The 12,649-nt window shown below is 72.8% G+C and carries 12 protein-coding genes and 1 pseudogene; 7 read left to right on the top strand and 6 right to left on the bottom strand.

The window, feature by feature from the left end:
• Nucleotides 1-19 precede the first annotated feature (19 nt).
• The 5 genes from ACIRPX_RS25005 to ACIRPX_RS24985 all read left to right on the top strand — a co-directional run bounded on the left by ACIRPX_RS25005 (nucleotide 20) and on the right by ACIRPX_RS24985 (nucleotide 5,573).
• Nucleotides 20-1,030, top strand: a complete 1,011-nt coding sequence (locus ACIRPX_RS25005) for a polyprenyl synthetase family protein (RefSeq protein ID WP_404198596.1) — start codon at nucleotides 20-22, stop codon at nucleotides 1,028-1,030.
• Between the two features lie 155 nt (nucleotides 1,031-1,185).
• Complete coding sequence (locus ACIRPX_RS25000; protein WP_404198593.1) at nucleotides 1,186-2,199, top strand: CHRD domain-containing protein; 1,014 nt, start codon at nucleotides 1,186-1,188, stop codon at nucleotides 2,197-2,199.
• A 267-nt stretch (nucleotides 2,200-2,466) separates the two neighbouring features.
• Nucleotides 2,467-3,690, top strand: coding sequence for an outer membrane lipoprotein carrier protein LolA (locus ACIRPX_RS24995; RefSeq protein ID WP_404198590.1), 1,224 nt, complete (start codon nucleotides 2,467-2,469; stop codon nucleotides 3,688-3,690).
• Nucleotides 3,691-3,736: 46 nt separating this feature from the next.
• The gene (locus tag ACIRPX_RS24990) at nucleotides 3,737-4,711 is read left to right on the top strand and encodes an ABC transporter ATP-binding protein (RefSeq protein WP_404198587.1); all 975 of its coding nucleotides are present in this window, start codon (nucleotides 3,737-3,739) and stop codon (nucleotides 4,709-4,711) included.
• Nucleotides 4,698-5,573 carry an ABC transporter permease gene (locus ACIRPX_RS24985; RefSeq protein ID WP_404198584.1) on the top strand — a complete coding sequence of 292 codons (876 nt, stop codon included), beginning with the start codon at nucleotides 4,698-4,700 and terminating at the stop codon, nucleotides 5,571-5,573. Before ACIRPX_RS24990 ends, ACIRPX_RS24985 begins: the two co-directional genes overlap by 14 nt.
• Nucleotides 5,574-5,650: 77 nt before the next feature.
• Here the strand turns inward: ACIRPX_RS24985 and ACIRPX_RS24980 are convergent, their stop codons facing one another.
• Nucleotides 5,651-6,166 carry a DUF6668 family protein gene (locus tag ACIRPX_RS24980; RefSeq protein WP_404198581.1) on the bottom strand — a complete coding sequence of 172 codons (516 nt, stop codon included), beginning with the start codon at nucleotides 6,164-6,166 and terminating at the stop codon, nucleotides 5,651-5,653.
• 254 nt (nucleotides 6,167-6,420) lie between these two features.
• Here ACIRPX_RS24980 and ACIRPX_RS24975 point away from each other — a divergent pair, with 254 nt between their 5' ends.
• Nucleotides 6,421-7,902, top strand: coding sequence for a tetratricopeptide repeat protein (locus ACIRPX_RS24975; RefSeq protein ID WP_404198578.1), 1,482 nt, complete (start codon nucleotides 6,421-6,423; stop codon nucleotides 7,900-7,902).
• Nucleotides 7,903-7,918: 16 nt separating this feature from the next.
• Here the strand turns inward: ACIRPX_RS24975 and ACIRPX_RS24970 are convergent, their stop codons facing one another.
• The 4 genes from ACIRPX_RS24970 to ACIRPX_RS24955 all read right to left on the bottom strand — a co-directional run bounded on the left by ACIRPX_RS24970 (nucleotide 7,919) and on the right by ACIRPX_RS24955 (nucleotide 11,569).
• On the bottom strand, nucleotides 7,919-8,872 hold the full coding sequence (locus ACIRPX_RS24970; protein ID WP_404198575.1) for a M28 family metallopeptidase: 954 nt from the start codon (nucleotides 8,870-8,872) through the stop codon (nucleotides 7,919-7,921).
• Between the two features lie 186 nt (nucleotides 8,873-9,058).
• Nucleotides 9,059-9,517: a VOC family protein gene (locus ACIRPX_RS24965; protein ID WP_404198573.1), complete on the bottom strand. Its 459-nt coding sequence runs from the start codon at nucleotides 9,515-9,517 to the stop codon at nucleotides 9,059-9,061.
• Between the two features lie 96 nt (nucleotides 9,518-9,613).
• On the bottom strand, nucleotides 9,614-10,567 hold the full coding sequence (gene rarD / locus ACIRPX_RS24960; protein ID WP_404198571.1) for an EamA family transporter RarD: 954 nt from the start codon (nucleotides 10,565-10,567) through the stop codon (nucleotides 9,614-9,616).
• A 147-nt stretch (nucleotides 10,568-10,714) separates the two neighbouring features.
• Nucleotides 10,715-11,569 (bottom strand): SDR family oxidoreductase, encoded by an 855-nt coding sequence (locus ACIRPX_RS24955; RefSeq protein ID WP_404198568.1) that lies wholly within the window; start codon nucleotides 11,567-11,569, stop codon nucleotides 10,715-10,717.
• Between the two features lie 91 nt (nucleotides 11,570-11,660).
• Here ACIRPX_RS24955 and ACIRPX_RS24950 point away from each other — a divergent pair, with 91 nt between their 5' ends.
• The gene (locus tag ACIRPX_RS24950; RefSeq protein WP_404198565.1) at nucleotides 11,661-12,056 is read left to right on the top strand and encodes a winged helix-turn-helix transcriptional regulator; all 396 of its coding nucleotides are present in this window, start codon (nucleotides 11,661-11,663) and stop codon (nucleotides 12,054-12,056) included.
• A 10-nt stretch (nucleotides 12,057-12,066) separates the two neighbouring features.
• Here the strand turns inward: ACIRPX_RS24950 and ACIRPX_RS24945 are convergent.
• Nucleotides 12,067-12,649 (bottom strand): annotated as a pseudogene (locus ACIRPX_RS24945) (2-oxoacid:ferredoxin oxidoreductase subunit beta); the annotation flags it as partial.

Here is a 12,649-nt window from a genome sequence, read left to right as displayed (position 1 = left end):
AGCAGACAGGAGACCCCTCGTGACCGTCGTCGGGCCGTTCGGGCTGAGCGTGCGGGACCAGGCTCTGGAAGCCGATGTCCAGGCCGGATTGGCGGCTGTCGAGGAGGGTTTGCTCGAAGCCACCAAGAGTGAGGTCCCCTTCATCACGGAGGCCGCCCAGCACCTGGTGCGGGCCGGCGGCAAGCGGTTCCGCCCCTTGCTGGTGATGCTCGCCGCGCAGTTCGGCGACCCGTACGCGCCGGGTGTCGTCCCCTCGGCCGTGGTGGTGGAGCTGACCCACCTGGCGACGCTGTACCACGACGACGTGATGGACGAGGCGGCCGTGCGGCGCGGCGTGGACAGCGCCAACGCCCGCTGGGGCAACTCGGTCGCGGTCCTCACCGGCGACTTCCTCTTCGCGCGCGCCTCGCACATCCTGGCCGACCTCGGGCCCGAGGCGGTCCGGGTGCAGGCCGAGGCGTTCGAGCGCCTGGTCACCGGCCAGATCCTGGAGACGGCGGGGCCGCAGGACGGGCGGGACCCGGTCGACCACTACCTGGACGTGCTGGGAGGCAAGACCGGCTCGCTGGTGGCCGTCTCGTGCCGCTTCGGGGCGATGATGTCGGGCGCCGACGAGACGGTCGTGGACGTGCTGACGCAGTACGGCGAGCGGCTGGGCGTCGCCTTCCAGCTGGCGGACGACGTGCTGGACATCGCGTCCGAATCGCGCGAGTCGGGCAAGACGCCGGGGACCGACCTCCGCGAGGGCATCCCCACCCTGCCGGTGCTGCGGCTGCGGGAGCGGGCGGAGCGGCTGGGTCTGGCCGAGGACATCGCCCTGTGCGAGCTGCTGGACTCCGACCTCAGCGGTGACGCACGGCTCGAGGAGGCGCTGGCCGGGCTGCGGGCGCACCCCGCGCTGGAGCAGGCCCGCCGCGACACCGTGCGCTATGCCGAGGACGCGCGGGCGGCGCTGGCCCCGCTGGTGGAGTGCGACGCGAAGCTGGCGCTGATGGAGATGTGCGACGCGGTGGTGCACCGGGCCGGCTGAGCCGGTCCTGGCCGTGCGGGGGTGAGGCCCGCCCGTACGGTGATACAGGTCACAACTCTGGACTGAGTCTAATCTGAGATCTCTTCCGTAGTCATCCACAGAAGGCCGACGCAGGGGGTGTCGGCCGCTCTACGGGGAGAAAAATCATCATGGGCATGAATGCGACGTTCTCGAAGCGCCGTAGGAGCCTGATCGTCACCGCTGTCGCGGTGGCCGCCGCCGGCGGTGTCGCCGCCGCGGTGATTCCCGCCTTCGCCGCCTCGGGCACCCGCGCCGACCACGCGGGGCACGCCGGCGGCAGGGGCGGGCGGAGCATCGTGAGCCAGAGCGGGACCGTGTCCGGCGGCACCGGGGGATCCGTCCTCGTCGCCGGCCTCCGGGGAGCCGACGAGGTTCCCGTGGCGGGCGGGCCGGCCGTCGGGGACCAGGACGGCGCCGCGCTGGAGTTCATCGAGGTGAAGGGGGACAAGGTGTCCGTGGCCGTGACCTGGCGCGGCACCGGCAGGCCGACGATGCTCCACATCCACCAGGGCGCCAAGGGCACCAACGGCGGCGTCAAGGTCGACCTCACCGGCCTGCTGAAGCACAGCGGGCGGCACAGCGTCGTGGGGACCGTGAAGGTCGGCGACCCCGGCCTGCTCGCGGCCCTCACGTCCGACCCCGGTTCCTTCTACGCCAACCTGCACACCGCCGAGTTCCCCGGCGGAGCCGTCCGCGGCCAGCTCCACAAGGTCACGGTCGCCGGCTTCGACTTCCGTAGCGCCCTGCACAACGTCGAGGCGTCGGTGGTCAAGGGCAGGCAGATCTACGCGTGCGAGCCGGCCGACGGCGGCGGCCACGCCTTCGCCCAGCGGGACGTGCGCGCCCTGCTCGGCGGCGGCATCCGGCACAGCTTCGTCGCACCCAACTCCGGTACGCCGCAGTGGGTCGCGCCGGACGGCAGCGCGGTGACCGGGGCCGTCCTGTCCAGGACGCCGAACGGCGACGGCAACATCCCCGAGCTCGACCTCAAGGCCACGCGCTCGGGCAGGCACCACGGCCTGCTGGCGGACACCGCCGAGATCCTGCGGCTCAACACCGTCGGCGGAGCCGCCCCGGCCGGCTCCTGCACGCCCGGCACCGTCACCGGCGTCCCCTACAAGGCGGACTACGTCTTCCTGCGGAGCTGACGCGGGCCGCTGACGGAGACTCATCCCGGGCGGCGCCGCCCCCGTACGACCCCTACGGGTCGGGGGAGGCGCCGCCCTCCGGCGTCATACCCCAGGCGTACACGGAGTTGAACCCCCGGTCTGACGCTTCCTCCCGGCGGATTTGGTGAGATGGAAACCACGGAAATCACCACTCCTCACCGATTCGGGTGAGAATGGCGGCACGGGGTGGACAACAGGAGCACGCGAGTTGGACTGGCCGCCGCCGACGACGGAGGTAGCGCACACATGGCACCGTACGAATCCGACGAGAGCACGACCGCCGAGGAGGCCGACGACCTCCGCGCGGGCCGGCGCAAGGCCGCTCGGTACGTGGTCCCGGTCGCGGTGGTGGGGGTGGCCGCGGCGACCATCGGGCTCGTCCCGGCTCTCGCCGACTCGGGCGACCCCGACCTGCCGAAGATCAGCGCGCAGCAACTCATCGACAAGATCGCCAAGTCGGACGTGCAGCAGATGTCCGGCACGGTGAAGGTCAGCACGGACCTGGGCCTGCCGAACCTCGGCGGTCTCGAGAACAGCCTGGCGTCCGGCGCCACCAGGTCGGGCGACGGCTCGTCCGCCGACCCGAGCACCAAGCTCACCGAACTCGCCACCGGCACGCACACCCTGCGCGTCGCGTCCGACGGCCCGGACCGGCAGAAGGTCTCGCTGCTGGAGAACGCGGCGGAGTACAGCCTCATCCACAACGGCAAGGACGTCTGGGGCTACGACAGCGGGTCGAACGAGGTCTACCACTCCACCGACGCGGGCCACGCGCAGGGCCGGCCGCCGAAGGACGTCCCGGCCACGCCCAAGGACTTCACCCAGGAGGCCCTGAAGTCGGTCGACGCCACCACGTCCGTGACCGTCCAGGGCACCGCCCGGGTCGCGGGCCGGGACGCCTACCGGCTGGTCGTGAAGCCGAAGCAGTCCGGGTCGACCGTCGGTCAGATCACGGTCGCGGTGGACGCCCGCACGGGCATGCCGCTGAAGTTCACGCTGACGCCGTCCAGCGGCGGCTCCGCGGTGATCGACGCCGGCTTCACCCAGGTCAGCTTCGCCCGGCCGAGCGCCTCGACCTTCGACTTCACCCCGCCCAAGGGCGCGAAGGTCACCGAGGACACCAAGGCCGGGCACGGCAGGGCCGGACACGACCTCAAGGGCACCGGCAAGGTTCCCGGGTCCGGCAAGGGCCTCGCCGAGGGGACCGGCGGGACGAAGATCCTCGGCAAGGGCTGGAACTCCATCGCCACCTTCGACACCGGCGGCAAGGGCGTGCCCTCCGGCTCCGCGGCCGGCGGCCGGTTCGGAGGCTTCCTGGACTCGCTCGGCGACAAGGTCTCCGGCACGTTCGGCTCGGGCACGGTCTTCAAGACCCGCCTGATCAACGCCCTGATCACCGACGACGGCAAGGTCTACGTCGGCGCGGTGGACAAGGCCGCGCTGGTGAAGGCCGCCGACGCGGCACAGTAGACCGCGCGGGCAACCGCCGTACACGCACGACGAATCGAGGGAGCCCATGGGCGATGCGTCCGCCACGGAGCCGGAGAAGGGGGAGCCGGGTGCCGGTGTCATCGCCACCCACGGGCTCACCAAGCGCTACCGCGGCGGGCAGCTCGCCGTCGACGGCCTGGATCTGACCGTCCCGGCGGGCAGCGTCTTCGGCTTCCTCGGTCCGAACGGCTCGGGCAAGACCACCACCATCCGCATGCTGATGGGGCTCATCGAGCCCACCTCGGGCACGGCGCGCGTCCTCGGGCGGCCCATGCCGCGCGCCGCGCGCGCCGTGCTCCCGCACGTCGGCGCCCTGATCGAGGGCCCCGCCCTCTACGGCTTCCTCTCCGGCCGCGACAACCTCCTGCGCTACGACGCCGCCGACCCGACCGCCGATCCGCGCACCCGGCGCACCCGGGTGGCGGCGGCGCTGGAGCGGGTGGGTCTGACGGCGGCCTCCGGCAAGAAGGCGAAGGCGTACTCGCTGGGCATGAAGCAGCGCCTCGGTCTCGCGGCCGCCCTGCTCCAGCCGCGCAGGCTGCTGGTGCTGGACGAGCCGACCAACGGCCTCGACCCGCAGGGCATGCGCGAGATCCGCTCCCTGGTCAGGGAGCTGGCCTCCGACGGCACGACCGTCTTCCTCTCCTCGCACCTGCTCGACGAGATCGAGCAGGTCTGCACCCATGCCGCGGTGATGGCGCAGGGCCGGCTGATCACGCAGGGTTCGGTGGCCGACCTGTCGGCGGGGGCGCGCGGCCGGCTCGTCGTCACCACGCCCGACCCCGGGGACGCGGCCCGGGTGCTGAAGGAGCAGGGCGTCGCGGACGTCGTGGCGGCCGAGGACCGGGTGAGTGCCGAGCCGCCCGACCGCGATCTCGCGGAGGTGAACGCCGCGCTGGTGACGGCCGGCGTCCGCGTCCGTGGCTTCGGCGTGGAGCGGGCCTCCCTGGAGGACGCATTCGTGGCACTCACGGGGGAGGGGTTCGATGTCGCAGGCTGAGGCGCTCCGCGCACCGCGGCCGCTGTGGACCTTCGGGCTCCTGCGCAGCGAGCTGCACATCACCTTCCGCCGCTGGCGCACGCTCGCGCTGCTGGCCGTGCTGGCGGCCGTGCCGATCCTGGTGGGCATCGCGGTCAAGATCGAGACCGGCGGCGGCTCGACCGCCGGCGGCCGCCCCGGCAACGGCGGAGGACCGGCGTTCATCTCCCAGATCACCAACAACGGCCTGTTCCTGGTCTTCACCGCACTGGCCGCGACGCTGCCGTTCTTCCTGCCGATGGCGATCGGCGTCGTGGCGGGGGACGCGATCGCGGGCGAGGCGAACGCGGGCACCCTGCGCTATCTGCTGGTCGCCCCCGCGGGCCGTACCCGCCTGCTGCTCACCAAGTACGCCACGGTGATGACCTTCTGCCTGGTGGCCACCCTGGTCGTCGCGGTCTCGGCGCTGACCGTCGGGGCCATCCTGTTCCCGCTCGGCGATCTCACGACGATCTCCGGCACCCGGATCAGCTTCGCCGAGGGGCTGGGCCGCGCCCTGCTGATCGCCCTGGTCGTCGCCGTGTCCCTGGTGGGCGTCGCGGCCCTGGGCCTGTTCGTCTCGACGCTCACCAGCAGCGGCATCGCCGCGATGGCGACCACGGTCGGACTGCTGATCACCGTCCAGATCCTCGACCAGATCCCCCAACTGCACAGCATCCAGCCGTACTTCTTCTCCCACTACTGGCTGTCCTTCGCCGACCTGATGCGCGAGCCGGTCTACTGGGACGACCTGACGAAGAACCTCGGCCTCCAGGCGCTGTACGCGGCGGTGTTCGGCTCGGCGGCATGGGCACGGTTCACGGCGAAGGACATCACGGCCTGAGGCCCGGGCCCGGGATGCGGGACGCGGGGCGCGGGGCGCGGGACTCCAGGCTCCTGGGGCCCCGCTCCGGCCGCCGGTCACCGGCGGTGTCCGGCCGCTCCGGTGAGCCGGGCCAGGGGCTCCGTCTCGCGCGGCGGCCGGCCGCCCAGGTCGCCCAGGCGCCAGTCGGGCACCCAGGGCACCCGGTACACGTCGATGATCGACTCGATCAGCCGGACCTGCTTGTCGAGCGGCTTCGGCAGCCGCCCCGGCGCGTCCGCGACGAGCACGACGCCGTCGAGGTCGAGTCCGGGCGGGGCCTCCCCGAGCCGGAACACCTCCAGGGCGCGCAGCAGGGCCGCGAGACCCGACGCGTGCGTCCGCGCCACGAGCAGCACCGACGCCGGGTCTCCGGGCTCCGGCCAGCCCCGGCCGCAGTCATGACCGCCGTAGACCACGGCGAGCGTGGTGACGCCGGCGCCGCCGTGGGTGCCGACCCAGGAGTAGCGCCGGGCGGTGGCATGGGCGTGGGCGGCCTCCCGCGGCCCCGGTCCAGGCACGGCGACCGGGCCGCGGAGCCATATCTCCGGTCCCTGCTGCACACCCGTCCGCATGCCCGCTCTCCTCCCTCGTCACGCCTCCTGATCCTCAGGACGCCGGTACGGTCACCTGAGGGCGCCCGCAGCACCTGGGACGATGCTGTGACGCCACGGTGACGTGAGAACCGGGAGCGACCGGAGAGACTCGACAGTACGTGCACAACCGGATCTTGACGCCGGGGGAGCGGAAGTCCGACGGCGGGAGGGAGCACCATGGAAGCCGGACGCGCCGTCCATGGACTCCCCGACGCATCCGAGTGAGGGAAGCGATGTCTCGACTCAGCCGCGACAAGAAGCGGGAACAGAACCAGGTCGCGGGCTCGTCGGCCCTGGCGGCGGCACCGATCGACGTCCGTGTCTCCGCGGCGGGACCGGTCGGCGCCTGGGTGGGCGGGGTGCCGGTCGGCGCGGCCGCCGGCGAGGAGATCCAGCAGGCCGTCCTGAACCACCTCACCCGCATCGCCCTCGCGACCGGCCGCCCGGTCCGGGCCACGGTCCACGACGAGCGGATCGGCTACGTCCTCCACCTCCAGGTCGGGACCGACGGAGCCAGCGACTTCACGGGGGAGCCCGCCCGGATGGCGCCCGCGGACGAGTCGGCGGAGGCGGCCCAGGTGCTTCCGCCCCCGCCGCCCGTGCCGTCGCCGCCTCCCGCGCCGTCACCGTCACCGGCCCCGTCGCCGCCCGCTCCGTCCTCCCGTTCCCCCTTCCCGGCTCCGTCCCCGCTGCCGCCCGGGCCGCCCGCGCCGCCCGCCGAGCAGGAGGCACCCGCGGCCGCCGAGGAGCCGCGGCGGCCCGCGCCCGAGCAGCAGCCCGGGCGCGACAAGCCGACGCACGTGCTGCGGGCGGCCGCGGAGCCTCGGCGGGAGACCGCGCCGACCTTCCCGCTGCGGGCGGTGTCGGAGCCGCAGCCGCTGGGCGAGAACGTGCCGACGTTCCCCCTGCGGGCCGTCCCGGAGCCGCAGGACGGGACGGACGGTGCCGTACCGACGTTCGCGCTGCGCGCGGTGCTCGAGCCGGAGCCGGCCGAGGACCGGGCCCCCGGCACGGTCGCGGCACCGAGGGGCGCGTTCGGCCCGCCCCCGCCGATGGACGCGGTGCCGCAGCGGCGCTCCGAACCCGAGGACGCCCCCGCGCCGCGCCCGGAGCCCGCGCCCGCCCGGCCGTCGACCTCCCTCACCACCATGCCGCCGGTCCTGGACCCGGCCGCCGACCCCGACCCCAGGCCCACCCCGGCCCGCGGCTTCGACGCCGTGGCCGAGGCCGTGCTCGGCGACGAACCGCCGGCCACCACCGGCTTCCTCGTCGAGCCGATGGCGCAGATCAACGAGGCCGTGAAGGCGGGCCGGATAGAGACGGCGGCGGGACTGGCCGAGGGCGCGGTCGGCGAGGCGTCGGCGGCGCTCGGACCGGAGCACGACGAGGTGCTGCGGCTGCGTGAACTGACCGCGTACATCGCCTACCTGGCGGGCGACCCGGTCCGCTCCTTCCTGCTCTCGCTGGACCTCGCCCGGATCCGCCGGCGCACCGGCGACGCGGAGGCCGCCTACGGCAACGTCCAGAGCGCGGCCTCCGCCTGGCGCGCCGTGCGCGACCCGCGGCAGGGCCTCGACCTGGGCCGCGATCTGATCGGCCTGTGGACCGAGCTCACCGCCGAGGACGGTCCGGCCGCCGACGACATCGAGCAGCTGGAGTCGGCCCGCGCGCGCATGGGCCGGCTCACGGAACGCATCCGCAAGTCGGCCCGGTAGCGGGCTGGTTGCCGTCCTAGGAGGACAGCTCCCACACCGCGTGCGCGACGGCGTCGCTGTTGCGGTCGAGCGCGGTGTCGTCGATGTTGGACGAGGTGTCGCAGGAGCGGTGGTAGCAGGGGTCGAAGGCCTTGCCCGACGTTCCGCCCCACTTGCCGGCCTGTGCCGCCGTCTTGATGTAGTCGGCGCCGCTGAACAGGCCGCCGACGGGGATGCCGGCGTTCTTGAACGGTGCGTGGTCGGAGCGGCCGTCACCCTCGGTCTCGGGCTCGGTGGCGATGTTCAGGCCGGTGAAGTAGTCCTTGAACGTCTTCTCGATCGCCGGGTCGTCGTCGTAGACGAAGTAGCCGGGGTTGGGCGAGGCGATCATGTCGAAGTTCAGATAGCCGCTGATCTTCGAACGGTTCGCGCCGGAGAGGCCGTTCACGTAGGTGCGGGAGCCGACCATGCCCAGCTCCTCCGCGCCCCACCAGGCGAACCGCAGATGCCTGGCGGGCTTGTACCCGGCCCGGGAGACCGCGAGCGCGGTCTCCAGAACGGCGGCCGAGCCGGAGCCGTTGTCGTTGATGCCGGGCCCGGCGCCGACGCTGTCCAGGTGGGACCCGGCCATCACGACCTGGTCGGTGTCCCCGCCCGGCCAGTCGGCTATCAGGTTGTAGCCGGTGCTTCCCGAGGACCTGAAGGACTGGACGGTCGTGGTGAACCCGGCCGCGTCCAGCTTGCCCTTCACATAGTCGAGGGATGCCCGGTAACCGGCCCTGCCGTGCGCGCGGTTGCCGCCGTTGGCGGTGGCGATGGACTGGAGCCGGGCGAGGTGCGCCTTGACGTTGGCCACGGGGATGTCGGGCGCGGCGACCGCCGGCGCGGGGGCTGCGCCGGCCGTCGAACCAGTGGTCAGGAGCATGACAGTCGAGACGGCGGCCGCGACCACACCGGTGGCAGCCGTGCGCCCGGAAACGGAGAACTTCATGTGGGGGGCTCCGATTTCCTTGGGAATCACGGGGATTCCGCAATGAATGGGGTCCCAGGATGGTGAACTCTTTACTAACCATGAGTCAAGAGCGGTATCAGGACAGCCCGTTCACATAGCGGACGCCGGGGAGCGCGGCCCGCGCCGTCCCCGCCGCCCTCGTCGTCTTCGCTCCCGGCCCGTCGCCTAGGCGACGCAGAATTCGTTCCCCTCCGGATCGGCCATCACGACCCACTCCCCGGCCGGCTCCTTCACCTGCCGCAGCACGCTCGCCCCGAGCCCCTCCAGCCGTTCGACCTCGCCGTCCCGTCGCCCCTCGCCGGGGTGCAGATCGAGATGGAGCCGGTTCTTGACGCTCTTCGGCTCCGGCACCCGCTGGAACAGCAGCCGCCGCCCGAGCCCGGTCCCCTTCTCCGTGTCGTACGGGTCGTCCGGATGCCGTACGGCGATCAGGTCCCGGAAGGCCCGGCGCCCGTGGAAGTCCACGGTGGCCGCCTCCGGCAGCGCCCCCAGCTCCAGCAGCCGCTCGATGAAAGCGGCGTTGTCCTCCACCGCGTACCCGAGCGCGGCGGCCCAGAAGTCGGCCTGCGCGTGCGGGTCGGCGGCGTCGATGACGAGTTTCCAGTGCACGGGGGTCTGTGTCATGCCCCCACTATCCAGGGCCGGTGCACATCCCACAGCCCGTCCGGAGTTCGCGGACGGGGCCGTCCAGGCGAACGGGGGTCAGGGGCAGAGCCCCCGTCACACGTCCACTGCGGCAGCCGGCGCCTCGGCCCGCGCCGCCACCTCACGCACCCCGCCGGCGGCCCTGCGCCCGGCGCGCCACGCGTCGAACGTCAGCAGGCACAGCGCCACCCACACCAGCGCGAACCCGGCCCACCGTTCCACCGGCATCGCCTCGTGGAAGTAGAGGATCCCGAGCAGGAACTGGAACATCGGCGCCAGGTACTGCAGCAGCCCGAGCGTCGACAGCGGCACCCGGATCGCCGCCGCCCCGAAGCAGACCAGAGGCAGCGCGGTGACCACGCCGGTCGCCGCGAGCAGCGCCCCGTGCCCCGCCCCTTCGGCCGCGAACGTCGACCGGCCCTGGGCGGACAGCCACAGCAGGTAACCGGCCGCGGGCACGAACTGGATCGCGGTCTCGGCGGCCAGCGACTCCATCCCGCCGAGCGCGACCTTCTTCTTCACCAGGCCGTACGTGGCGAAGGAGAAGGCGAGCGTGAGCGAGATCCACGGCAGCCGGCCGTACCCCACCGTGAGCACGACCACGGCGGCGAAGCCGGTCGCGACCGCCGCCCACTGTGCGGGCCGCAGCCGTTCCTTCAGCAGCAGTACGCCCATGGCGATGGTGACCAGTGGATTGATGAAGTACCCGAGCGAGGCCTCGACCACGTGCCCGCTGTTCACGGACCAGATGTAGACGCCCCAGTTGACGGTGATGACGGCCGCGGCGACGGTGACGAGCCCCAGCTTGCGCGGCCGGCGCAGCAGCTCGCCGGCCCAGGCCCAGCGCCGTGTCACCGCGAGTGCGACGGCCACGAAGGCGAGGGACCAGACCATCCGGTGGGCCAGGATCTCCACCGCGCCGGCGGGCTTCAGCAACGGCCAGAACAGGGGGACGAGACCCCACATGCCGTAGGCGGCGATGCCGTTCAGCAGTCCTGTGCGCCGCTCGCCACCCGACTTTCCGCCCACGGGCCCCTCCTCGCCTCGTCGCACACGCGTGCCAGGCAGAAGGTAGCGCCCGCCACCCCCGCCTGTCATGCCCGTATCGCCATACGGTCATGACAGGCGGGGGTGCCGGGTCCGCCGGGCCGCCGAGGGGGGCCCGGCGCCGGCCCGTCAGCCCTTGACCGCCGCGGCGATCGCGTCGGCGAGCGGTGTGGTCGGACGGCCCGCCAGCCGGGACAGGTCTCCGGTGGAGACCACCAGCTCGCCCTTCTCGATGGAGGCGTCCACGCCCGCGAGGATCGCGGCGAGCGGGCCGGGCAGCCCGGCGCCGGTCAGGATGCCGGCATAGGTGTCGACCGGGACGGGGGTGTAGCCGATCTCCTTGCCGGTCTGCCGGCTCAGCTCGGCCGCGTACTCGGCGAAGCCCCAGGCCTCGTCGCCGCCCAGCTCGTACGTCTTGTTCTCGTGGCCCTCGCCGGTCAGGACCGCGACGGCGGCGGCCGCGTAGTCGGCGCGCGAGGCGGAGGAGATGCGGCCCTCGCCGGCCGCCTGGACGACGGCGCCGTGCTCCAGCACCGGGGCCAGGTTCTCGGTGTAGTTCTCGTGGTACCAGCCGTTGCGCAGCAGCGTGTACGGCAGGCCGGAGGCGAGGAGGGCCTCCTCCGTCCCGCGGTGGTCGTCGGCGAGCGCGGCCGTCAGGCTGCCCGGGGCGCTGGTGTAGGCGAGCAGTGCGACGCCGGCGGCCTTCGCGGCGTCGATGACCACCTTGTGCTGGCCGACGCGGCCCTTGTCGAACTCGTTGCCGGAGATGAGCAGCACCCTGTCCCCGGCCGCGAAGACGCTGCCGAAGGTCTCGGGGGTGTTGTAGTCGGCGCGCGCGAGCTTCACCCCGCGCGCGGCGAGGTCGGCGGCCTTGGCCTCGTCCCGTACGACCGCGGTGATCCGGTCCGCCGGGACCTTCTCCAGCAGCTGTTCCACGACGTGACGGCCGAGGTGTCCGGTGGCTCCGGTGACGACGATGCTCATGATGCAGAACTCCTTGTGGGGTGCGGATGGCACTTACCCTAGGAGCTGCGCTAACTATTGGAAAGTACCCACTTTGAAGTAAGGTACTGCCATGACAGTAAGTGGAACCGGCGCCGTCGTCGAGGCGATGTGCCCCTATCGCCTCGTCCTCGAACACGTCACCAGCCGCTGGGGCGTCCTGGTCCTGATCGAGCTCCTCGACCGCCCCTACCGCTTCAGCGAACTGCGCCGGGCCGTCAGCGGCTACGGCCGCGGTGTCAGCGAGAAGATGCTCACCCAGACCCTCCAGACGCTGGAGCGTGACGGCCTGGTCCACCGCGACGCCCGGCCCGTGATCCCGCCCAGGGTCGACTACTCCCTGACCGGCCTGGGCCGGGAGGCGGCGGAGCAGGTGCGGGGGCTGGCGCTGTGGACCGAGAAGCGGATGGAGGCGGTGCAGGAGGCGCGGGAGGCGTACGACACCCGCCGTGCCGCCGAGGCCTCCTGATCCCGCGCCGTCAGCCGGTGACGGTCCAGGTGTCGCCGCCGGCGAGGAGGGTGGCGAGGTCGCCCTTGCCGTGTTGTGCGACGGCCAGGTCGAGCTGGTCGGCCATCTGGGTGTCGTAGACGGGCCGTTCCACGGACCTGAGGACGCCGATGGGGGTGTGGTGCAGGGTGTCGGGGTCGGCGAGGCGGGAGAGGGCGAAGGCGGTGGTGGGGGAGGCGGCGTGGGCGTCGTGGACCAGGACGTCGGCCTCGTTGGCGGGGGTGACGGTGACGACCTTCAGGTCGCCGGTGGCCGGGTCGCGGACCACGCCGCGGGCGTGGTCGGGGCCGAAGCGGATGGGCTGGCCGTGTTCGAGGCGGATGAGTGCCTCCTGGGCCTGCCGGCTGTCCTTGAGGGCGTCGAAGGCGCCGTCGTTGAAGATGTTGCAGTTCTGGTAGATCTCGATCAGGGCGGTGCCGGGGTGGGCGGCGGCCTGGCGCAGTACCGAGGTGAGGTGCTTGCGGTCGGAGTCGAGGGTGCGGGCGACGAAGGAGGCCTCCGCGCCCAGCGCGAGGGAGACCGGGTTGAAGGGGGCGTCCAGGGAGCCCATCGGC

It is taken from the genome of Streptomyces sp. NPDC101225 (genome assembly GCF_044767585.1).
GTDB lineage: Bacteria > Actinomycetota > Actinomycetes > Streptomycetales > Streptomycetaceae > Streptomyces.
Note: the sequence above shows the minus strand (reverse complement) of the source record. Positions and strands in the feature narration are given on the sequence as shown.

Excerpts from the sequence above, each read along its gene's own strand:
- ACIRPX_RS24980 (WP_404198581.1), bottom strand. The coding sequence starts at position 6,166 with ATGCGGACGGGTGTGCAGCAGGGACCGGAGATATGGCTCCGCGGCCCG.
- ACIRPX_RS24975 (WP_404198578.1), top strand. The coding sequence starts at position 6,421 with ATGTCTCGACTCAGCCGCGACAAGAAGCGGGAACAGAACCAGGTCGCG.
- ACIRPX_RS24970 (WP_404198575.1), bottom strand. The coding sequence starts at position 8,872 with ATGAAGTTCTCCGTTTCCGGGCGCACGGCTGCCACCGGTGTGGTCGCG.
- ACIRPX_RS24950 (WP_404198565.1), top strand. The coding sequence starts at position 11,661 with ATGACAGTAAGTGGAACCGGCGCCGTCGTCGAGGCGATGTGCCCCTAT.
- ACIRPX_RS24985 (WP_404198584.1), top strand. The coding sequence starts at position 4,698 with ATGTCGCAGGCTGAGGCGCTCCGCGCACCGCGGCCGCTGTGGACCTTC.
- ACIRPX_RS24995 (WP_404198590.1), top strand. The coding sequence starts at position 2,467 with ATGGCACCGTACGAATCCGACGAGAGCACGACCGCCGAGGAGGCCGAC.
- ACIRPX_RS25000 (WP_404198593.1), top strand. The coding sequence starts at position 1,186 with ATGAATGCGACGTTCTCGAAGCGCCGTAGGAGCCTGATCGTCACCGCT.
- ACIRPX_RS24955 (WP_404198568.1), bottom strand. The coding sequence starts at position 11,569 with ATGAGCATCGTCGTCACCGGAGCCACCGGACACCTCGGCCGTCACGTC.
- ACIRPX_RS24990 (WP_404198587.1), top strand. The coding sequence starts at position 3,737 with ATGGGCGATGCGTCCGCCACGGAGCCGGAGAAGGGGGAGCCGGGTGCC.
- ACIRPX_RS24965 (WP_404198573.1), bottom strand. The coding sequence starts at position 9,517 with ATGACACAGACCCCCGTGCACTGGAAACTCGTCATCGACGCCGCCGAC.